Here is a 20,435-nt window from a genome sequence, read left to right as displayed (position 1 = left end):
ATGAAACCGGCGGAGATACGCGACCTGATCGCGGTGCCGTGGCACCACGGGGACTGCGTTGATTTGACAGGCGTCGTCTGCGAAGGCCCGCTTGACCTTGCCGGTCTTGATTTGACGGGCTTCGATATGAGCGGCGCGTCCTTCCCCGAAGGTATCGACGCAACGGGCGCGCGCTTTCTGGGCGTTAGCTGGTTCAGCGGAGCGCGCTTCGGCGGCAAGACGGCTTTCGAGCGTGCGGTGTTCGCCAACGATGCGCGTTTCGAACGCGCACAGTTCGGCGAAACGGTGCTTTTCGACGAGGCGGAATTCCGCGGGATCGTGCGGCTCGATGAAGCGCGCATTGCGGGCGACGCCAGCTTCGAGCGCATTTCCTGCTACGGCAATTTCTCGCTTCAGGGCGTCGAGATTAGTGGACGGGCATCCTTCAGCGGTGCCGAGTGGCTCGGCGGGCTCTGGTGCCAGGACGCCCGACTGCCGGCAGGCACCGACTTCTCCGACACGCAGGTGCATGGCCGCCTGTGGCTGCGCCGCGCGGTTGCCGGCAATATACCGCTGCCGGGAAGCGCCTTCGCCCTGTCCTACGGCTACACCTACATCTGATCGGCGGACCAGCCGCGATAGCCCAGCGCTTCCGACATGCTGCGCGCGGCGGCCTTCAATTCCTGCTCGATCCGTTCGACGTTCGCACCGTCGTCCGCGAAGACGCTGGCGTGGCCGGTGACGTTGATCGCACCGACGGCGCGGGCCTGATGATCGTGGACGGCGACGGCGGCCGATCCGATTTCGGGTTCGAAGTTGGCGACGCTCCATGCCATGCCGCGCGAACGGTCCGTGCGAAGCTGCTCTTCGAGATCGGCGAGCGATGTGCGGGTCTTCGCCGTAAACGATTCCATGGCCTGCCCGGCATAGAGCGATTTCAACGCCGCCGGCGACAATTCGGCGAGCAGGATGCGTCCGATCGTCGTGGCGTGCGCCGGCAGGCGCGTTCCTTCCCGCACCGTGCTGGCGAGGTGCGAGTTTGGTGTCTCGCGGGCGAGATAAACGATCTCCCGGCCTTCCAGCACGCCGAGATGGGCCGAAAGGTTGAGCGAATCGACGAGCTGTTTCAGGAAAGGCCGCGCGACCTGCAGGATGCTGCGCTCGTTGAGGGCTTCGGACGCGAGCGCGATCAGTCCGGTACCGAGGCGATAGCCGCCATCGTCGGGCAGCGGCTCGAGAATGCCCTCTACCTCCAACGTCGAAAGCAGGCGAATGAGCGTGGTGCGGTTGATGTTCAGCGCCTTTGCGGCGCTGCTGGTATTACGGCAGCGATTGCCTGCCGCGATGTAGCGCAGGAGCGCAATCGCCCTCGTCACCGGCGGGACGACGTAGAGCGACCGCCCCGCTTCCTGCTGTTCCGTTTCTGTCATGTCGATCCCTAGACTGCTGCACATATATGCGCAGTTTAGTCATATATGAACAGTCAAGGGATTGATAGGCGGGGCCTCTCCTGTCCCCGCCCGCGAACTTAACGCGGTCAGGGACTTCGGCCTATCCCTACCAACGTCGCTATTGTCGTCCGCTCACGATCCGCGGGTGGCCAATAGCGCGTTCGCCGCTTTCAACGCAGCCAGCAATTCGCCGGCGCCTTCGGCAACCGCGTCCGCACCCGCCGCGCGCAGAACGCTCGCACGCTCCGGCCGTGGGTCGGCGGGATCGACGAAGCCGATCGCGATCATGCCGGCGGCGACCGCCGCCTCGACGCCATGGGGGCTGTCGTCAATCATCACGCAAAGCGACGGATCGACGTTGAACTCCTGCGCACAGTGCAGCATCAGGTCGGGCGCGGGCTTCGGTCTTGCCACCGCTTCGGCGCTGAAGATCGCTGGCTTGAAATGATCCCACAGTTCCAGATGGCCGAGGCTCTGTTCCAGCCGGCGCATGCTGCTGTTGGATGCCACGCATTTCGGCCGTTGAAGGTCGCTCACCACCTGCAGGATGCCCGGCATCGCCGTCAGACTTTCTCCGAAGGTCCGAAACAGCGTCTCGTGCCACGACGACATCAGCGGCTCGATATCGGTGATGCCGTAATCGTCCTCGATCATGCGCCGGATAGTCGAGACCGAATTGCCGGTGAATTTGACGTGCGATTCCGAAGCCGAGATGTCGACGCCTGCGCCGCGCAGGCTTTCCGCAAGCGTGCTGCTTGCGATGGGCTCGCTGTCGATCAGCACGCCGTCGCAGTCGAAGATGACGAGGGCGATGTTCTGCAGCGGGTCGCGTTCCGCCACAATGGCGGCAGTCTGAAGTGGCATGTTTTGCAAGTCTTTATGCTCCGCGCAGGGCGACGGCCAGATCGGGGCGGTCGGTGGTGATCTGGCGGATCGGCTTTCCGAGCCAGTAGGCGATGTCGGCTTTGTCGTTCGGCACCCAGGCGCCGAGCCTGTCGCCCGGCACCAGATCGGTGATCGTGTCCCAGTTCTGATCGAGGACGTGCCTTTCGATAGCGATTACGTCGGAGAGATCGAGCATTCGACGAAGCCCATCCTTCAGGCCGTAGCGCTCTGCGGACTTCGTGTCGAACGACGAAAGCGTTCGGATATGTGGTGAAACCTCGCGGATCGTCGCCAGCACTTCGGGCAGGAAGCTCGTCAGGATCGAGCGGGCAGCCATGCCGCGATCATCGAGCAACGCCGCCGCCTTGGCCTCAAGGTTGGGATAGGGCTTTCGCTCGTGGTCGGCCTTCAACTCCACATGCAGTTCGATCGCGCTGCCGGCGAACACATCGAGGACTTCGTCCAGCGTCGGTATCGTGCCACTACTGTCCTTCAGCCTGACCTTGTGATTTTCGCCAAGGCTGAGCTCGGCGACCGCTCCGCTTCGTTCCGTCGTCCGGTCGAGTGTCGGATCGTGGATCACAAGCATCTCGCCCGCCTTCGTCAGATGGACGTCGAACTCGACACCTTCGACGGGCAGTTCCAGCAGTTTGCGGAAGCCTTCGATGCTGTTTTCAGGCCAGAGATTGCGGCCACCGCGGTGACCGATGATGGAGACCATATGCGTCAATTTCCTTTGTTGGGGGATGTCACTTGCCTGAATCGACTAGGCCCTTCGTGAACCAGCGCTGCATCAGCAGGATGATGACGGCTGGCGGCAGCATGACGAAGAAGGCCGCGCTCATGGCTATGTTCCAGGCCGGTTCAGCATCCGAGACTGGAACCAGATGCTTCAGGCCCAGGATCGCCGTCTGCATCTCGGCATCGGTGGTGAAGAGGAGCGGCCAGAGATACTGGTTCCAGCCGTAGATGAAGAGGATGATCGACAGCGCGGCAATGTTGGCGCGCGATAGAGGCAGCAGGATATCGAGGAAGAACTTCACTGGCCCAGCGCCATCCAGCCTCGCTGCCTCGCACAGCTCCTCCGGCACCGTCAGGAAGAGCTGGCGAAACAGAAAGGTCGCCGATGCGGATGCGATCAAAGGCAGGATCAGGCCGCTATAGGTGTTGACCATGTTCCATTGCAGCGCCGCCTCGAGCTGGTAGCCGGTGACGCTGCCGACAAGCCATGAGATACCGGTGATGTCGGCGAACCAGCGTAGCGGCCCTGCTGCGTCGGCTACCGCCTCGTAGGTCGGTATGATGCGCACCTCGACCGGCAACATCAGCGAGACGAAGATGAGCCAGAACGCAGTCATCCTGAAGGGAAACCGGAAATAGGTGATCGCGAATGCCGCGATCAGCGAGATCGTGAGTTTGCCGACAACGATGCCGACGGTCACGATCAGGGAGTTAATGTAGAGCCGCGAGAAATTACCCTGGTTCCAGGCCGTGGCGATGTTGTCGAGGAAGTGCGTGCCCGGCACCCAGGGAAATGGCGTCTGCTGCACTTCCTGCAATGTCAAAGAGCCGGCGACGAAGGCGAAGTAAAGCGGCAGGCATACGGCCGCCGCGCCGAGCAGCAGCACGGCGTGGCAGAAGATCGTAAGCCCGAGATTGCGCTCGATCATGGTTACACCTGATAGTTGACCCGGCGCTCGAGCGCGCGGAACTGGAGGACGGTGAAGAGGATCGCAATGATCATCAGGATCACCGACTGGGCAGCCGAGGACCCGAGATTGAGCTGGACGAAACCATCCTGGTAGACCTTGTAGACGAGTGTGTTGGTCGCACCCGCCGGACCGCCACGTGTCACCGCGTCGATGATGCCGAAGGTCTCGAACAGCCCGTAGACGACGTTCATGACCATCAGGAAGAAGATGGTCGGCGTCACCAGCGGCAGTGAAATCGTGAAGAAGCGCCTGACCGGTCGCGCGCCGTCGAGCTTTGCAGCTTCCAGCAGCGACTGCGGCACGGCGAGCAAAGCGGCGACGAGGAAGATGTAGTCGTAGCAGATGTGCTTCCACACCGACGCGACGATCACGAGAAGCTGCGCGTCGAACGGGCGGCGGTTCGGATCCCACGGAATACCGAGCGACTGGATGAACTGCGCCAGAGGACCGACCGCCGGGTTGAACAGGAACGCCCACAGAACGCCGGAGATCACGGGCGCAATCGCATAAGGCATCAGGATGACGCTCTTGTAGAGGCCGCGGCCTCGGATCACGAAATCGGTGGCGAATGCAAAGATCAGTGCCAGAGCGATGGTCACAACGGCCTGGATCACCGTGAACCAGAGCGTGAAGAACACGCTTTGCCTGTAGTCCGGGCTTCCCAGAAGTTGCGCGAAATTGGCGAACCCGACGAAGATTTCCCGTGCACCGAACGGATCGACCTGCACGAAGGCAAGCGACAGCGCCTTGTAGGAAGGAATGAAGAAGAAAAAGAGCAGGATCAGCAGTTGAGGGGCGAGCAGCGCCGCCGCTAGGCCCGGCTTGCTGAAATGCGCGGTCTTGAGCCCGGCTTCCGAGGTCTTCGGCAGCAAGCGGCTGAGCGCGATGCCGATCGCGAGTGGGGGGCGCGTATCCGCGCCCCCGATGCCCGCTGTCGCGTTACTGCGAGGCATGGAGCCTCTCATACTGGCGCAGGATCTCATTGCCGCGGCGTGCGGCGTTGTCGAGTGCTTCCTGCGGGGTCTTCTGACCGGTCCACACGCCCTGGATCTCCTCGACGAGAAGCTGCATGGACTGGTTGTGGTTGCCGAAACGGAAGCCGCGCGAATTCTCGGTCGGCTCGCCGCGGCTGAGTTGCAGGATGGCGATCTCGCGGGTCGGGTTTTCCTTGAAGTAACCCTCCGACTTCAGGGCGTCATAGGCTGTCGTGGTCACGGGAACATACCCGGTCTGCTTGCTCCACCACACCTGCGTTTCGGGCGAGGCGACGAAGTCGATGAAGGCTGCTGCACCTGCATATTCCTCGTCGCTCTTGCCCTGCAGCACCCACAGCGCACCGCCGCCGATCGTGCTGTTCTTCGGTTCCACACCCTCCTCATGCGGCAGGAAGGTCGCGCTCCAGTCGAACTGCGCGCCCGAACCGATGCCCGCATGCGCTGCGGTCGAGGCGACGTAGGTCGCGCAGGTGCCTGAGGTGAAGAGCTGCTCCGGCGACAGGCCCTGGCCCGCGATCTGGAGCACCTCGTCGTCCATCCACTTCGACAGCCGCTCGAGTTGGCCCACGACCAGCGGGCTCTTGTTGAACACGAACTCCGTGCCAAGTCCGTCGAAGCCGTTGGCGAGCGTGCCGTAGGGCTGGTCGTGCAGGGCGGCGTAGTTCTCGATCAGGCTCCAGAAGAAGTCGTTGGCCAGCGCCATAGAGCATTCGCTGACGCCCTGCTCCTTGATGGCGTAGAGCTGCTTTTCGACTTCCTGCCAGGTCTCGCCGGGCGCGTCGAAGCCGGCTTTCTTGAACATGTCCCGATTGTACCAGAAGATCGGGGTCGAGCTGTTGAAGGGCAGGGCGGCCGGAACGCCGTCGACGAGGAAGAAGCCCGAGACCGGCGCGATGAAGTCGTTCCAGTCGACGTCGTGGCCTTGCTCTTCCATCAGCGTCGGCACCGGAACGACGGCGCTCGAATTCAGCATCGTCATGAAGCCGCGTTCGGCTGCCTGGATGATCGTCGGCTGTTGGCCGACGCGATAGGCCGCGACCATCGCGGCCATGTTCTCTTCGTAGTTGCCCTTGTGGACCGCAACCACTTCGTACTGGTCCTGCGAACCGTTGAAATCCGTGACGAGCTTGTCGACTACCTCTCCGAGACGGCCGCCGAGCGCGTGCCACCATTCCACCTTGACGCGCTCCTGCGCGGCTGCTGCGCCGGGCAATGCTAGCATGCCGAGTGCAATACCGGCCGCCAGCGTCTTCGCGAATTTGCGCGGCGCATTCCTGATACCAAAATCGATTGTCATCTGTGTCTCCTCTCGCATCGCCGTATTCCTTGCCCGTGTCTTTCCAGCACACGGGTGGGCCGCTTCCACGGCGGCGACAAAAAGAAGCTAGCGCCCACGGATTACAAATGTCAATATCATGTTACAAATGTATGACGCAGTGTTAGGAGGAGCTCATGGCTGCTATCGAACTGGTGGATCTGAAGAAGAACTACGGGACCGTTCCGGCGGTAAAGGGCATCGACCTTTCCGTCTCAGATGGCGAAATGATCGTGCTGGTCGGGCCGTCGGGCTGTGGAAAATCCACCCTGCTGCGCATGATCGCGGGCCTCGAGTCGGTCACGTCCGGACATTTGCGAATCGCGGGCAGGGACGTTGGCTCGGTGGAACCGGCCGACCGTGACATTGCCATGGTGTTCCAGAACTACGCGCTCTACCCGCACATGTCGGTGCGGCAGAATCTGGAATATGGCCTGAAGAACCGGGGCTTTCCCCGTCAGGACATCGAACGCCGCGTCGCCGAAGCGGCATCGATCCTTGAGATCGAACCCTATCTGGAACGCCGGCCACGGCAGCTTTCGGGCGGCCAGCGCCAGCGCGTCGCGATGGGCCGGGCGATCGTCCGCAACCCCGCAGCCTTCCTCTTCGACGAACCGCTCTCCAACCTCGACGCCAAGCTCCGGGTGCAGATGCGTGTCGAGATCCGCAAGCTGCAGAAGCGGCTCGGCACGACCAGCATCTATGTCACGCACGACCAGCTCGAGGCGATGACGCTGGCCGACCGCCTCGTCGTCATGAATGGTGGGCGCATCGAGCAGATCGGCACGCCGATAGAGGTTTACGAGCGACCGCAGACGCTCTTTGTCGCCGGCTTCATCGGCTCGCCGCCGATGAACCTGATCGACATCGGGCAGGCTGGCGGTGTGGAGTGGGGCACACTGCCGCCGCAGACCGGCGTCGTCGGCGTGCGGCCGAATGCGGTTCGCACGACGCCGACGAAGGGCGCCATCCGGTTCACCGGTGTGGTCGAACTTATCGAACCCATCGGTGGCGAGAGCCACGTGCACTTGATGCTGGATGGCGGACAGGCGCTGATCGCATCCGTTCCTGGCAAGGCCGGGGTCGCGGAAGGCGACCGTGTGACCTGGCATGTCGACCGCACCGAGCTGCATTGTTTCGACAAATCCACCGGGCGGCGAACCGACTGACGGGAAGGCGGCTTTCGCGGGAGGCTGGAATTGACAAGCGTCCCGCGTGAAGTCCTATACCGGGAGTCAATCGAGAAAGTGCAGGAATGCTTGCAGACCAGCCCGCGCCGACGCCAGAAGAGCAGATGAATGTTCGGGTCGTCTGGATGTATTTCATGGAAGGGCGCACCCAGGGCGAGATCGCCGAAGCGCTGTCGACCAACCGGCTGAGGGTCAACCGGATCATCAGCGATGCCCGGCGCACGGGCTTGGTCACCATCAAGCTCAACTCCAGGCTGACCTCCTGCGTGGAACTGGAGCAGCACCTTGCCGAGAACTTCGGTCTCCACCGCGCGATTATCGTTCCAACGCCGAACGATCCGGAACTCGTGCCAGTACTGCTCGGCCAGGCCGCTGCCGACTATGTCACCCAGCTTCTCGCCGCCGGCAAGATGAGCGGCATCGGCGTGGGGTGGGGCGCCACCTTGCGTGAGCTGGTTCGGCATATGCCGGCGATGCGCCGGCCCGAATTGTGCGTCAACTCGGTCATGGGGGGGCTGACGCGGGGCATCGAAATCAACACCTTCGACATCGCCAGCGATTTCGCGCGACAGCTCAGCGCCACATGCGCATACCTCGCCGCCCCGATCTATGCCGGCAGTCCCGAATCGCGCGACGCGATCATGACGCAGGACGTGTTCCGGAGCGCGTTCGAACGCATCGCGGCCAACGACATGATCATCCTGAGTGCAGGCGACCTTTCCGAGCGCTCCCTTCTTATGCGCTACGGTATGCCGAGCGATGTCGACATCGACGGCCTGCAGGCGGCAGGCGCGCAGGGCGACCTGCTTGGCCAATTCATCAACAGCGCCGGCAAGCCGGTCGACCACGAGATCAACCGTCGTGCCATCGCCCTGCCGCTCGAAGCCTTGCGCGACGTGCCCAACGTCGTCCTCAGCTCCGGCGGTCTGAACAAGGTCGGCGCCATCGCGGCGGCGCTGCGTTCCGGCCTCTGCAATGTGCTTGTCTGTGATGAGGACACGGCACGCGCGGCCGCCGACCTAGCCGCTAAGTGGCGGGCGCAAGAGGGCGACTGACGCCGTCCTTCCAAACGGAAATTTCCAGCGGGTAGGGACTTGCTCTTCGGATTATCGCCTGTTAAACGTTTAACAGTAAAACGTTTAACAGGTTGCTCGCGCTCTATGGAACGCAGGAGAGTCACGATCAAGGACGTCGCCGCCCGGGCAGGGGTTTCCATTGCCACGGTGTCAAATGTCTTCAGCGGCACGAAACCGGTGACCGACGATCTGCGCCGCCGCGTGGAAAAGGCGGCGAGCGATCTGTCCTACCAGATGGACCGGGCCGCCTCGCAGCTCCGCTCCGGCCAGGCTCGCGTCATTGGCGTGCTGGTTCCCGATCTCGATGACACCTTCTTCACCTCCCTCGTCTCGCGGATCGAGGTGCTTGCCATGGAGGACGGCTACGATGTCATCGTGGCCAGCTCCCGCGATGACGCGGACCTCGAGCAGTCGCGCATCAGGGCCTTGCTGGGCTGGCGCCCTTCGGGCCTGATCGCGGTGCCGTGTTCGGATGCCGTGCCCGAACTTCTGGAGTCGGAAGCCGGACGTCTTCCAATGGTATTCGCCGACCGTGTAGGGCCTGAAGGCTCTTTCGTGGATACGGTGGCGATCGACAATTTCGAAGCCGGCGCAATCGCCGCCAGGCATCTTGTAGAACTCGGCCATCACAAGGTCGTCGTTGCTGCGTCGGACCTGGGCATATCGCCGATCCGCGAGCGTGTGCGCGGCGTCGCTGAGACGCTTATCGCAGCGGTTGGCACTGAGCCGGTGGTCGTGGAGCTCGGCTCGAACGGCGAGCGCGGCGCTGATAGGTTCTCCTCGTTTCTTGCCGGCAATCCCGCACCCTTCTCGGTCATTGGGCTTACCAACGTCACCACGCTCAGTGCTCTCTCGGCGCTGGCGCGGCACCGTATCGACATCCCGGAGGCCGTGTCGGTGATCGGCTTCGACGACTATCCCTGGATGAGCGCACGCAAGACGGCGCTGACGGCAATTCGCCAGCCCATCGAGGAGATGGGCAGGCTGCTGTGGGAGCGCCTGACGCTGCGCATGTCCGGCGACGATACGCCGCCATGTCACGTCTCGCTGTCGACCACGCTGCAGGTGCGGGATTCGGTCCGGCCCGTGATCGGGCAGCCCCGTCGTAATGCATCGGGCGAACCCGCGGAGGAGCGGGGCGCCGGGCAACGTCATTCAGCAGGCCAGGAGCCGGCCTAGGAAAGTACGAGTCCGCGTTGCGGTCGGGAGGACCTTTTGCGTTCAAGAAGCATCATCGGCATCGCGCCGCTCCTGGCGCCGGTTCACGTTCTCATTTTGAGCGTGATCGTGCTGCCGTCGCTCTATGTCGTCTGGCTGAGCCTGAACGAGTCGAGCTTCGGGCAGGCGCCGACCTTCGTCGGTCTGCAGAACTATATCGACGTCATCACCGATCCCGCTTTCCGGAGCGCGCTCTGGAACACCGTTGTGCTTGTGGTGGTTGCGGTCCACATCGAACTGGCGCTGGGGCTTGGCATGGCGCTGCTGTTCGCTGGAGGGCTGCCGTTCCGCCGTTTCCTTCTGGTTGCCGTGCTGGCGCCCTATGCCGTCAGCGAGGTGATCGCCGTTGTCATGTGGCGCTTCCTGTTCGATCCCGATGTCGGGCCTGTGACGCTGATGCTGCAGTCCATGAGGCTGCCGATCCTCGACTGGTCCTTCGAGCCGTCGCACGCCATGATCCTGATCGCGCTGCTGACGATCTGGCTGCATCTGCCTTTCACCTTCATCATCCTCTATGCAGCGCGGCTGGCGATCCCCAGCGACCTCTATGAGGCGGCCCGAATCGATGGCGCTACCGCATGGCAGGCGTTCAAGCGGGTCACGCTGCCGCTGCTTGGCCCGGCGATCGTCGTGGCGCTGCTGTTCCGCTACATCTTCGCGTTCCGCCTCTTTTCCGAAGTGTGGCTGCTGACCCAGGGCGGGCCGGCGCGGTCCACCGAGGTGGTCGCGGTTTATCTCTACCAGGAGGCGTTCAGCTACAACGCGTTCGGCACCGCCGCCGCCACGGCGTGGATCATGGTGCTTGCCTCGCTGCTGCTCGGCGCAGGCTACGTGTTCATCCTCCGCAGACAGGTGTCCGCAAATGCGAACGCGTAACCTCCTCGCCGCCATCGGCAAGACGGTCGCCGTCGCCGCGATGCTGTTCTGGTCACTGTTCCCGATCGCATTCATCGTGATGTCGTCGCTCAAGCCCGGGCAGGACATCTTCGCCGTGCCGCCGCGCTATGTTTTCGAACCAACGTTCGAGCACTACGTCTCGCTGTGGCAGCAGTGGGGAGCCTTCTTCGACGGCCTCCTCAACAGCACGATCATCACCGCAGGCGCGACGGTGATCGCCATCGCGGGCAGCACCTTTGCGGGCTACGTCTATTCCCGCAACAGCAGCCGCATGCTGGACGCCAGCGTCCTGTTCCTGATCGTCGTGCGGCTGATCCCGCCCATCGTGGTCACGCTGCCGCTGTTCCCAATCGTCAATGTGCTGGGGCTCAACGACACGCATGCGGTCATGATGGTGCTTTACGCCACCTTCTTCGTCTCGCTTGGCACGGTCCTGATGCGGACCTTCATCGACCAGATCCCGCGCGAACTTGACGAGGCTGCCGAAATAGACGGCGCCGGACGCCTGACCGTGCTGCGTCGGGTAATCGTGCCGCTGGCCGCGCCCGGCATCCTTGCCGTTGCCGTCTTCGTCGTCGTGTTTGCGTGGAACGAATATCTCTTTGCTTTCATCTTCACGTCGACCCGCGCCAAGACCGCGCCGCTCGTCATCTCGGAGATGATCGGTTCGATCGATGGTGTCGACTGGGGCATCCTGTTCGCCGCCTCGACGGTGCAGTTGGCGCCGGTCCTGCTCTTCGTCGTCTTCATGAATCGCTATCTCGTCGCCGGTCTCACCGCCGGCGCGACCAAGGGGTAAGTCAGCGTAAAAAAGGGAGGTTTGAAATGAACGATCGCAACATCATCGCCCTGTCCCGCAGGGGTTTTCTGGGTACCGCCCTGGGCGGCATCGCAGCACTTGCCACGCAGCCTTCGTGGGCCGCGTCCAAGACACTGAACGTACTCAGCCACAAGGTTCACCAGACGGTGCTCGGTGCCGAGGGCGGCGACCTGCTCGCCGACTGGAAGGCATCGAACGATGCCGAGGTTTCCTGGACGACCTTCGATTCCAACCCGCTTCAGGATCGCCTCTTCCGTGAGGCAAGCCTCGGTTCGACCGACTACAGCGTCGGCTACATGATCGACAACCGGCCCACGTCCGAGATCGCGGCACTGTTTGAGCCGCTGGACGACTATCTCGCCAGCGATCCCATCGAAGACTTCCAGGACATTGCGCCTGGCCTCGTCGACGGCATGACGGTCGACGGCAAGCTGATCGGCATTCCCGTCCGCCATGCCACGCAGGGCCTGTTCTACAATGAAGAGCTTTTGCAGGAAGCCGGCATCGACGCGCCGCCCACGACGCTGGAGGAACTGGTCGAGCAGGCCCGCAACCTCACCTTTACATCGTCGGCGGGCACGCCGGTGGTCGGTATGGTGCTTGCGAGCGACCTCGCGGTCTTCCCGGTGATGTTCGCCCGCGCTTTCGGCGGCGACTTCATCACCGGCGACTTTCAGCTCATGCCGGACAAGGACGCCATGGTGAAGGGCCTCACGGTTCTCCGGGAAATGTTCGAGGCCGGAGCCTTGCCGCGCAGCTACGCCACCACCCGCAACGACGATCAGGTGACCTGGCTCCAGCAGGGCCGCGCCGCCTTTACCGTGCTGCCGTTCGCCCGCAATGCCCAGCTCAACAACCCGGAGCAAAGTAAGTATCCCGGCAAGATCAAGGCCGTCGAGTTCCCGATTTCCGCCGAGCTGAAGGGCAAGATGCCGATGTCGTCCATCGTCGAGGCGTGGGCCATGGTCATTCCCAAGAACGCTGCCGACAAGGACCTGGCCTGGAGCTTCATCAAGGATGTGTCCAGCAAGCGGGCGACGCTCGGCATGGCGCTCAACGGCAACGGTCCGGTTCGGGTCTCGACCTATGCGGAACCGGATCTTGTCGCCAAGAACCCGCTCGCCGAGGTCGAGGCCGCGGTGCTGGCCAATGCGAGCGGCGCGTTCCCGCCGTTCCCGGAAGCGGCTCGCGCCCAGGGCATCATGCTCGAAGAGGTGCAGCTTGCCGTTCTCGGCCGCAAGCCGGTCGCCGAGGCGGTGGACGCGATCGTCGAGCGCGTGACGCCGCTCATGCCGGCCTGACCGGAACGATAGATGCTGCCGGGCTTCGGCCCGGCGGCCACGAACCCTTTCATCCCTGATCACTCCTGAGGATCACCCATGCCTGCTTCCCCCGTCCGCTCCATAGACGAGCCCGCCCGTTCGATCCCCGTTTCCGCCGAATACGACGTACTCGTCGTCGGTGGTGGACCATCCGGCCTCACCGCCGCGCTGGCGGCCTCCGAGGACGGGTTGCGGGTCGGACTGATCGAAAGCCGCAGCTTCGTCGGCGGCAACATGACGATCGGTCTTCCCGTGCTCGGCTTCCTCGGCCAGAAGGGTAACCAGATCATCGACGGCCTGCCGCAGAAATTCATCGAGCGGCTGCGCAAGGAGCGTGACGGGGCGAGCGAGCACAGGCCCTGCCCATTGCATATGGGCATAACGCTGGTCGAGCCGGAAGCCGTTAAGACGGTTGCCCTCGAAATGCTGACCGAGGCTGGCGTCGACGTGTTGTTCTACACCTTCTTCGCAGGCGTGGTCATGGACGGCGACACGATCCGCGGCGTCATCACAGAGAGCAAGAGCGGCCGCACGGCAACGCTTGCAAAAGTCGTAATCGATTGCACCGGGGATGCGGATGTCGCCTATCGCGCCGGCGTGCCGACGGAGAAGGGCAACGCCGATGGCGGCATGCAGCCGCCGACGCTGATGTTCTGCCTTGGCGGCGTCGACACCGACAAGCTGCGCCACAGCATTGCCAATGCGCCGCCGCAGGCGCGCACCTACCTGACCGACTTCATTCCTGCCGAGTATTTCGGCCAGAACCATCAGTTCATCGTCGTCGGCATGCGCGAACTGATGGCCAAGGCCAAGCAGGAGCGCGGTCTGCAGATACCCAACGAGCGGACAATCATCATCACCGGCCTCAAGAAGGGGGAGGTCTGGATCAACATGACCCGCGTCAAGGACACCGACGGCACGGATGCCCGCAGCCTCACCCGCGGCGAGATCGAGGGCAGGGCGCAGATCGATGACATCATCACCTACCTCGTCAATTACGTGCCGGGTTTCGAGCAGGCCTACTTCACCAAGACAGCCCCTTTCCTCGGCATCCGCGAGACACGACGCATCGTCGGCCAGTATGTGATGACGCAGGAAGACGTGCTGGCCTGCAGCCATTTCGACGACGCGATCGCGGTCGCCAGCTATCCGATCGACATTCACCGGCCGGCCGACGACGGCTGCACGCTGATATGGTGTGGCGACTGCTACGACATTCCCTACCGCTCGCTGGTGCCGCAGAAAATCTCGAACCTTCTGGTGGCCGGAAGAAGTATCTCCGCCACCCACGAGGCGATGGGTGCCATCCGGGTCATGGCGACCTGCATGGCGATGGGCGAAGCGGCCGGTCGCGCGGCCAAGATTTCGGTGCGTGGCAACCGCACGCCGGCCGAGATCGACGTTCAGGAGTTGCGCCGTCAGCAGCTTGAGCGCGGCGTCTACCTTCGCAACCCGGACGGCACGAGGGCACCGGCTGTCGAGCACGCGCCGGCCGCGTGACCGCAGCAATCCGCAAATCGAAAGGAGGGAGCCTCGCTCCCTTCGGCAACGAGGCTTTTGCATGAGCCAGGCTCATTTCATCGGCATAGATGTCGGTACCGGCAGCGCCCGCGCCGGCATTTTCGACGCGGCGGGCGCTATGCTTGCATCAGCGAAAAGCGATATCGCGCTCTACCTGGATGCCGGCGATTTTGCAGAGCAGTCCAGCGAGAACATTTGGCAGGCTGTCTGTACGAGCGTCCGGCAGGCGATGTCGTCTGCCGGCCTTGCACCGGAGGATATTGCCGGCATCGGCTTCGACGCCACGTGTTCTCTTGTGGCGCTTGGCAATGATGGCGCGCCGCTGCCCGTCGGCCATCATGGCGACGCCAACCGCAACATCATCGTCTGGATGGACCACAGGGCCATGGATCAGGCGCGGCGGATCAATGCCGGCGGCCATACGGTTCTCAACTATGTCGGCGGCACAATCTCGCCGGAGATGGAAACGCCCAAGCTGCTCTGGCTGAAGGAAAACCTGCCGGAGACCTATCGTGCCGCATGGCAGTTTTTCGACCTCGCCGACTATCTGACCTGGCGCGCCACCGGCAGCCTCGACAGGTCGGTCTGCACCGTTACCTGCAAATGGACCTATCTCGCCCACGAACAGCGCTGGGACGAAAGTTATTTCCGCGCGATCGGTCTGGACGATCTTGCCGATGACGAGTTTGCCCGCATCGGTACGACGATCGTGCCTGCAGGCCAACGCCTCGCCGACGGGCTGACAACCGCTGCTGCTCGCGATCTCGGGCTGATGCCCGGAACGCCTGTCGCCGCCGGGTTGATCGACGCCCATGCAGGCGGGGTCGGTTCTGTCGGCGCCAGCGGCGGCGACGGGTCGGCGACGACGCGCATGGCCTATGTGTTCGGCACCTCCGCATGCACGATGGCAAGCAGTGTCGAGCCGGTTTTCGTTCCCGGTGTCTGGGGGCCGTATTACTCGGCCATGGTGCCGGGCCTCTGGCTCAGCGAGGGCGGACAGTCGAGCGCCGGTGCCGCGATCGACCAGATTCTCGCCCTTCATCCGGCCGCGGTAGAGGCTCGCGAAACGGCGAAGACGCGGCAGATGTCGCTGCCGACCCTGCTTGCGAATATTGCCGTGGATCGGGCCGGCTCGAACGCAACCGCGGCAAAACTTGCGGGACATCTTCTGGTCGTCCCCGATTTCCTCGGCAACCGCTCGCCGCATGCCGATCCCGATGCGCGCGCGGTGATTGCGGGGCTTGGCATGGAGCGCGACCTCGACAGCCTCGTCGCACTCTATGTCGCCGGCGTTCTGGGCATCGGCTACGGACTGCGCCAGATCATCGAAGCCAGCCGCGCGAACGGCATAGCAGTCGAGACGGTGGCGCTGAGCGGCGGTGCCGGGCTGCATCCGCTGGTCCGGCAACTGCTCGCCGATTGTGCCGGCCTGCCGGTCACTACCTCGCGACAGCCGGAGCCGGTGCTTCTCGGATCGGCCATGCTCGGCGCCACGGCAGCCGGCGCGTTCCCGGACCTGCAAGCCGCCATGCGCGCAATGTCCTCATCCGGTGACACATTCGCACCGGAGCCGGACCTGGCCGGCTTTCACAGTCGCCGCTTTGCAGCCTTCGAGGCGCTCCAGTCCACGGAGAGGACGACGCGCGACATCATCAACGGGGAGAAATGAGATGGCCGGCTTGCAGCTTGAAAAGCTGGAAAAGCGCTTCGGTTCGGTCGATGTCATCAAGGGCGTCGACCTCGAGATCAAGGACGGCGAGTTCGTCGTCTTCGTCGGACCGTCGGGATGCGGCAAGTCGACCTTGCTGCGGATGATCGCCGGCCTCGAGGACATCACCGGCGGCACGCTGTCGATAGGTGGAGAGCGCTGCAACGACATGGAGCCGCGCGAGCGTGGCATCGCGATGGTTTTCCAGTCCTACGCGCTCTATCCGCACCTCACCGTCTATCAGAACATGAGCTTCGGGCTCACGCTCAACAAGACACCGAAGGCCGAGATCGATGCGCGGGTACGCGAGGCAGCACGCATCCTCAAGCTGGAGCCGCTGCTGGCGCGCAGGCCGAGCCAGCTTTCGGGCGGCCAGCGGCAGCGCGTGGCCATCGGTCGCGCCATCGTGCGCCAGCCCTCCGTCTTTCTGTTCGACGAGCCGCTGTCCAACCTGGATGCGGCGCTCCGCATGGACATGCGCATGGAAATCGCCCGGCTCCACAAGGAACTCGGCGCGACGATGATCTACGTCACCCACGACCAGGTCGAGGCGATGACGCTCGCCGACAAGATCGTGGTGCTGGAGGGCGGTGTCGTCCAGCAGATCGGCGCGCCGATCGAGCTCTACAAAAAGCCCGCGAACAAGTTCGTCGCGGGCTTCATCGGCTCGCCGAGGATGAATTTCCTGGACGTGTGGGTCACCGGTGTCGCCGGCGGCTCGGTCACCGTCGAATCGCCCTCGATTGCGCCGGTCACGATCGATGCGCGCGGCTTTGCGACCGGAGACCGCGTGCTCCTGGGCGTGCGTCCCCAATATCTGAAGCGCGAGGGGCTGGACGGCGCGGCCGGCGCGGTGCGTGGCAGCGTTTCTCTGGTCGAGCGGCTTGGCGCAGAGACCGTCGTCAGCTTCGAAACCGCGTCGAGCGAGCGGGCACTTGCAGCGATCCCGCAGGACGAGGTGTTCGAACCGGGCAGCCCGGTCGAGTTCCGTTTCGATCCCGGCGCGGCGCACCTGTTCGCAGCCTGACAGTGGCGGCTAAATGATACGAGGAGAGGGTAGATGAGGCGTCTGGAACTGACTGGCAAGGTGGCGGCGATTACCGGTGCCGCCTCCGGTATCGGGCTGGAATGCGCGAAGATCATGCTGGAAGCTGGCGCGCGCGTGGTGCTGGTCGACCGCAACGAGGAGGCGCTGCAGTCGATCTGCGCCGAGCTCGGACCTGAAGCCATGCCGCTCGTGGTCGATCTGGTTTCGCCTGAAAGCGTTGCATCGATGATGCCTGCGATACTCGATAAGGCGGGCCAGCTCGACATCTTCCACGCCAATGCGGGCGCCTATATTGGCGGCGAACTGGTCGATGGCGATCCGGATGCGTGGGACCGTATGCTGACCCTGAACGTCAACGCTGTGTTCCGAAGCGTCCACGCTGTGCTGCCGCACATGATCGAACGGCGAACCGGCGACATCGTCGTCACCAGTTCGATCGCCGGCGTCGTTCCTGTCGTGTGGGAGCCGATCTACACAGCCTCCAAACATGCCGTGCAGGCGTTCGTGCATACCGTGCGTCGGCAGGTTGCAAAGCACTCGATCCGCGTCGGCGCAGTGCTGCCGGGGCCCGTCGTCACCGCGCTTATCAGCGACTGGCCGAAGGACAAGCTCGAATCCGAGTTGGCGGCCGGCGGCCTGATGGAGCCTGTCGAGGTGGCCGAGGCGGTTCTGTTCATGCTGACGCGCCCACGCAACGTGACCGTGCGCGACCTCGTAATATTGCCGCAGGCGAACGACCTCTAGGCGCTGGGCGCCTGGCGCATCAGCCATGTCCGGGGCTATCTGGTCGGGATAACAGCCTTCGATTTGATTTCTCAAGCCAGACGCTTTTTATTGTCGCCGGGCAGATCGAAGGGGGATGCTGTTGCAGGCAGAGCGCTGGCGTGTAGAGCCTTGGCAGGTCGTCTATCTGTGCGAGATCGGCAGCAGGGCGTGGTTCATTCATATCGCGGTCGTGCTCCTGGCCTTTCTTGCCCAGGGAGACACCGGCACGCTTGCGCAGCTCTGGCTCGCCGGCATGGTGGCCCTTTCGCTCGTCATTTGCGGGATGTGCCAATATGCCATCCGTCGGAAAAGTGCAGATGATCGCTGGCTGATCCGCGCAGGCTGGGCTCACACGGTCCTGACCACGCTAGTGGCGCTGTTCTGGTTTCTCGGGGCCGTTCTTGCTGCCCGCTCCTCGTTCGAGAACCTGCTTCTCTACAGTTTTGCGCTTGGTGGCACGGCGCTGGGCGCCGTCTCGTCGCAGCATTCGGTGCTGCGGTCCTGTTTCATCAGCATCTGGATCGGCCTGCTGGGGCTGGCGGTCGCTCACATTCTGCTCGACCCGGGCGCGGCCGGCGCGATCAATGCAGGCATGATCGTCTTGTATGCCGGGGCGCTCAGCATCCTGGCAGTGCGGATGAACCGCTTTCTCCTGTCGAACCGTGGCCTTGCACGCAGCCTCGATGTTCAGCTTGCCGAGTTGTCGCGCGAGCATCAGCGCGCCGAGGAGGCCAACCAGGCAAAGACGCGCTTTCTCGCCAATGCGAGCCACGATCTGAGACAGCCGGTGCATGCCATCGGTATGTTGACGACCATTCTGCGCCAGTCGTCGCTCAACGACGAGGCGCGCGAGCTTGTTGACCGGATCGATGCTTCGCTGGATTCCCTGTCGGGCCTTTTCCAGTCGCTGCTTGACGTTTCGGCGGTCGATCTCGGCCGCGTGGTGCCGCGGCCCGAGGTCTTCAATCTTGGCGGGCTGCTCAACCAGCTTGCTATCCAGAATGCGCCGTTGATCGAGAGCCGGGGAGGCAGCCTTCGGCTGGTGCCGACGAAGCATTGGGTTGAAACCGATCCCCGAATTCTGGCGAACGTGATTCAGAATCTGCTTTCCAATGCCGCCAAATATGCGCCGGGCCGCGCCGTTCTGCTTGGGGTCAGGCGATGCGGAGAAGAACTCGCGATTGTCGTTGCCGACCAGGGGCCAGGTATTGCGGCGTCGGAACAGCAGCTTGTTTTCCATGAATTCTACCGCGTGGCTGGAAAATCCGGTGGCACGGCTCAGGGGCTTGGGCTCGGATTGCCCTTGGTGGCGCGGTTTGCCGCGTTGCTGGGTTTGCGTCATCGGTTGGAGTCGGAGCCGGGCAAGGGCACTATGGTTCGGATTTCAGGTTTGCGCCCGACAGAGGCGCGCAAACGTGGAACCACGGCCAGGCCCGCGGTTGCTCACAGGCTTACAGGCTTGCACGTACACGTCACCGACGACGATGCCGACATAAGGCAGGCGATGGTTGAGCTGCTCGAAAGCTGGGGCTGCGTCGTCTCGTCCAGCGCTGGCGTTCCAAATACAGCGACGGGCGCAGACATGCTGGTGACTGACTACGATCTCGGGGACATGCACACCGGAGCCGAATGCATCGCCGCGGTACGCGCTCAGGAGGGTTTTGCCGTGCCGGCGCTTGTCGTGACCGGTGTCGCTGGTTTCGACCAGCACCGGCTGGATGGTCTGGAGCCTGTCCGCCTCCTTGCCAAGCCGGCGCGGCCAGCGCAGTTGCGCGCCGCGCTCATGTCCCTCGCCCTGGAACGCGCCGGCGGCAAAGTGGATCAACAGCCGAGGTCGCGCCCCAATGCTGCAGCAGCCGAACGCGACGTGACATTAAGTGCCCGGAACAATGCCGACGCGTGAATCCTGACCGTGTGCGGCGAGATGCCCAGCGCGCGCCCAATTTCCTTGTTTGTCATACCCTGCACGATCAGGCGCAGAACCTCCCGCTGCCGGGGGGGCAGGCTGTCGAGCTCGACACTGCTGTAGTCGAGCAGATCGGAATCGCCGCCGTCCTGTGGTCCGATCACCACGATCTTGCCGTTCAGCACATCCAGCACGCCGCCGGCGATGATCTGGGGATGGATCGCCTTGCTGACGAAACCGTCCGCCCCCATCGACATGACGCGCTCGATCGTGGCGTCGTCGTCCAGCATGGATACGATCACGATAGAGGCAAGCGGCCATGTCTTGCGCAGCCGGGCGATCGAATCCGGCAGTACGAAATCTGGAAAGTTGAGGTCGAGAAGGAACAGGTCCGGCGCTCCGGTAGCCGCCAGTTCAATCACCGTGCCGAAATCTGCAGCCTCGGAGATTTCGGCGTCGGAGATGGTGCGCTGTACGAGCCGGCGCATGCCGTCTCGGAAGACGGGATGGTCGTCGGCAATGATGATTTTCACGGCCCTGTCCTCGCCGGCGTAATCGTCGTGGGGCATCAGTCTACGGCCTTTGTTACGCAAGCGCGACCCGATCGGTTCTGCGCATTCGTCGTCA

General features: G+C 63.4%; 19 protein-coding genes. 12 read left to right on the top strand and 7 right to left on the bottom strand.

Going from position 1 to position 20,435, the window contains the following annotated elements; genetic code table 11:
• The gene (locus tag ACVJNE_RS13685) at positions 1-600 is read left to right on the top strand and encodes a pentapeptide repeat-containing protein (protein WP_499566347.1); all 600 of its coding nucleotides are present in this window, start codon (positions 1-3) and stop codon (positions 598-600) included.
• On the opposite strand, the gene ACVJNE_RS13680 is transcribed toward ACVJNE_RS13685, so the two are convergent.
• The 6 genes from ACVJNE_RS13680 to ACVJNE_RS13655 all read right to left on the bottom strand — a co-directional run bounded on the left by ACVJNE_RS13680 (position 591) and on the right by ACVJNE_RS13655 (position 6,319).
• Positions 591-1,409 carry an IclR family transcriptional regulator gene (locus ACVJNE_RS13680; RefSeq protein WP_499566345.1) on the bottom strand — a complete coding sequence of 273 codons (819 nt, stop codon included), beginning with the start codon at positions 1,407-1,409 and terminating at the stop codon, positions 591-593. The two genes, ACVJNE_RS13685 and ACVJNE_RS13680, sit on opposite strands and share 10 nt — an antisense overlap.
• Positions 1,410-1,562: 153 nt before the next feature.
• Positions 1,563-2,294 carry an HAD family hydrolase gene (locus ACVJNE_RS13675; RefSeq protein ID WP_499566343.1) on the bottom strand — a complete coding sequence of 244 codons (732 nt, stop codon included), beginning with the start codon at positions 2,292-2,294 and terminating at the stop codon, positions 1,563-1,565.
• A gap of 13 nt (positions 2,295-2,307) precedes the next feature.
• The gene (locus tag ACVJNE_RS13670; RefSeq protein ID WP_499566341.1) at positions 2,308-3,036 is read right to left on the bottom strand and encodes a glycerophosphodiester phosphodiesterase family protein; all 729 of its coding nucleotides are present in this window, start codon (positions 3,034-3,036) and stop codon (positions 2,308-2,310) included.
• A gap of 28 nt (positions 3,037-3,064) precedes the next feature.
• On the bottom strand, positions 3,065-3,985 hold the full coding sequence (locus tag ACVJNE_RS13665) for an ABC transporter permease subunit (protein WP_499566339.1): 921 nt from the start codon (positions 3,983-3,985) through the stop codon (positions 3,065-3,067).
• A gap of 2 nt (positions 3,986-3,987) precedes the next feature.
• Positions 3,988-4,980, bottom strand: a complete 993-nt coding sequence (locus ACVJNE_RS13660) for an ABC transporter permease subunit (protein ID WP_499566337.1) — start codon at positions 4,978-4,980, stop codon at positions 3,988-3,990.
• Complete coding sequence (locus ACVJNE_RS13655; RefSeq protein ID WP_499566335.1) at positions 4,967-6,319, bottom strand: extracellular solute-binding protein; 1,353 nt, start codon at positions 6,317-6,319, stop codon at positions 4,967-4,969. Before ACVJNE_RS13655 ends, ACVJNE_RS13660 begins: the two co-directional genes overlap by 14 nt.
• Positions 6,320-6,474: 155 nt before the next feature.
• Between ACVJNE_RS13655 and ACVJNE_RS13650 the strand changes: the two genes are divergently transcribed.
• From ACVJNE_RS13650 to ACVJNE_RS13600, 11 genes are all read left to right on the top strand, one after another.
• Positions 6,475-7,506 carry a sn-glycerol-3-phosphate import ATP-binding protein UgpC gene (locus ACVJNE_RS13650; protein WP_499566333.1) on the top strand — a complete coding sequence of 344 codons (1,032 nt, stop codon included), beginning with the start codon at positions 6,475-6,477 and terminating at the stop codon, positions 7,504-7,506.
• A gap of 86 nt (positions 7,507-7,592) precedes the next feature.
• Entirely contained in the window at positions 7,593-8,582 is a 990-nt protein-coding gene (locus tag ACVJNE_RS13645; RefSeq protein WP_499566331.1) for a sugar-binding transcriptional regulator, read from the top strand.
• Between the two features lie 105 nt (positions 8,583-8,687).
• Entirely contained in the window at positions 8,688-9,782 is a 1,095-nt protein-coding gene (locus ACVJNE_RS13640) for a LacI family DNA-binding transcriptional regulator (protein WP_499566329.1), read from the top strand.
• Between the two features lie 36 nt (positions 9,783-9,818).
• The gene (locus ACVJNE_RS13635; RefSeq protein WP_499566327.1) at positions 9,819-10,697 is read left to right on the top strand and encodes a carbohydrate ABC transporter permease; all 879 of its coding nucleotides are present in this window, start codon (positions 9,819-9,821) and stop codon (positions 10,695-10,697) included.
• Positions 10,684-11,517 carry a carbohydrate ABC transporter permease gene (locus tag ACVJNE_RS13630; protein ID WP_499566325.1) on the top strand — a complete coding sequence of 278 codons (834 nt, stop codon included), beginning with the start codon at positions 10,684-10,686 and terminating at the stop codon, positions 11,515-11,517. Before ACVJNE_RS13635 ends, ACVJNE_RS13630 begins: the two co-directional genes overlap by 14 nt.
• Before the next feature lie 26 nt (positions 11,518-11,543).
• Positions 11,544-12,839, top strand: coding sequence for an ABC transporter substrate-binding protein (locus ACVJNE_RS13625; protein ID WP_499566323.1), 1,296 nt, complete (start codon positions 11,544-11,546; stop codon positions 12,837-12,839).
• A gap of 78 nt (positions 12,840-12,917) precedes the next feature.
• The gene (locus ACVJNE_RS13620; RefSeq protein WP_499566322.1) at positions 12,918-14,360 is read left to right on the top strand and encodes an FAD-dependent oxidoreductase; all 1,443 of its coding nucleotides are present in this window, start codon (positions 12,918-12,920) and stop codon (positions 14,358-14,360) included.
• A 61-nt stretch (positions 14,361-14,421) separates the two neighbouring features.
• On the top strand, positions 14,422-16,050 hold the full coding sequence (locus tag ACVJNE_RS13615; RefSeq protein ID WP_499566320.1) for an FGGY-family carbohydrate kinase: 1,629 nt from the start codon (positions 14,422-14,424) through the stop codon (positions 16,048-16,050).
• Position 16,051: 1 nt separating this feature from the next.
• Complete coding sequence (locus ACVJNE_RS13610) at positions 16,052-17,116, top strand: ABC transporter ATP-binding protein (RefSeq protein ID WP_499566318.1); 1,065 nt, start codon at positions 16,052-16,054, stop codon at positions 17,114-17,116.
• A gap of 33 nt (positions 17,117-17,149) precedes the next feature.
• Complete coding sequence (locus tag ACVJNE_RS13605) at positions 17,150-17,881, top strand: SDR family oxidoreductase (RefSeq protein WP_499566317.1); 732 nt, start codon at positions 17,150-17,152, stop codon at positions 17,879-17,881.
• 115 nt (positions 17,882-17,996) lie between these two features.
• Complete coding sequence (locus ACVJNE_RS13600) at positions 17,997-19,805, top strand: ATP-binding response regulator (RefSeq protein WP_499566315.1); 1,809 nt, start codon at positions 17,997-17,999, stop codon at positions 19,803-19,805.
• Here ACVJNE_RS13600 and ACVJNE_RS13595 read toward each other — a convergent pair.
• Positions 19,724-20,377, bottom strand: a complete 654-nt coding sequence (locus tag ACVJNE_RS13595) for a LuxR C-terminal-related transcriptional regulator (RefSeq protein ID WP_499566313.1) — start codon at positions 20,375-20,377, stop codon at positions 19,724-19,726. The two genes, ACVJNE_RS13600 and ACVJNE_RS13595, sit on opposite strands and share 82 nt — an antisense overlap.
• Between the last annotated feature and the right edge of the window lie 58 nt (positions 20,378-20,435).

The organism is Mesorhizobium sp. DxT, from assembly GCF_058448885.1.
The sequence above is the reverse complement of the archived record's forward strand: the minus strand, read 5'-3'. Positions and strand labels throughout refer to the sequence as shown.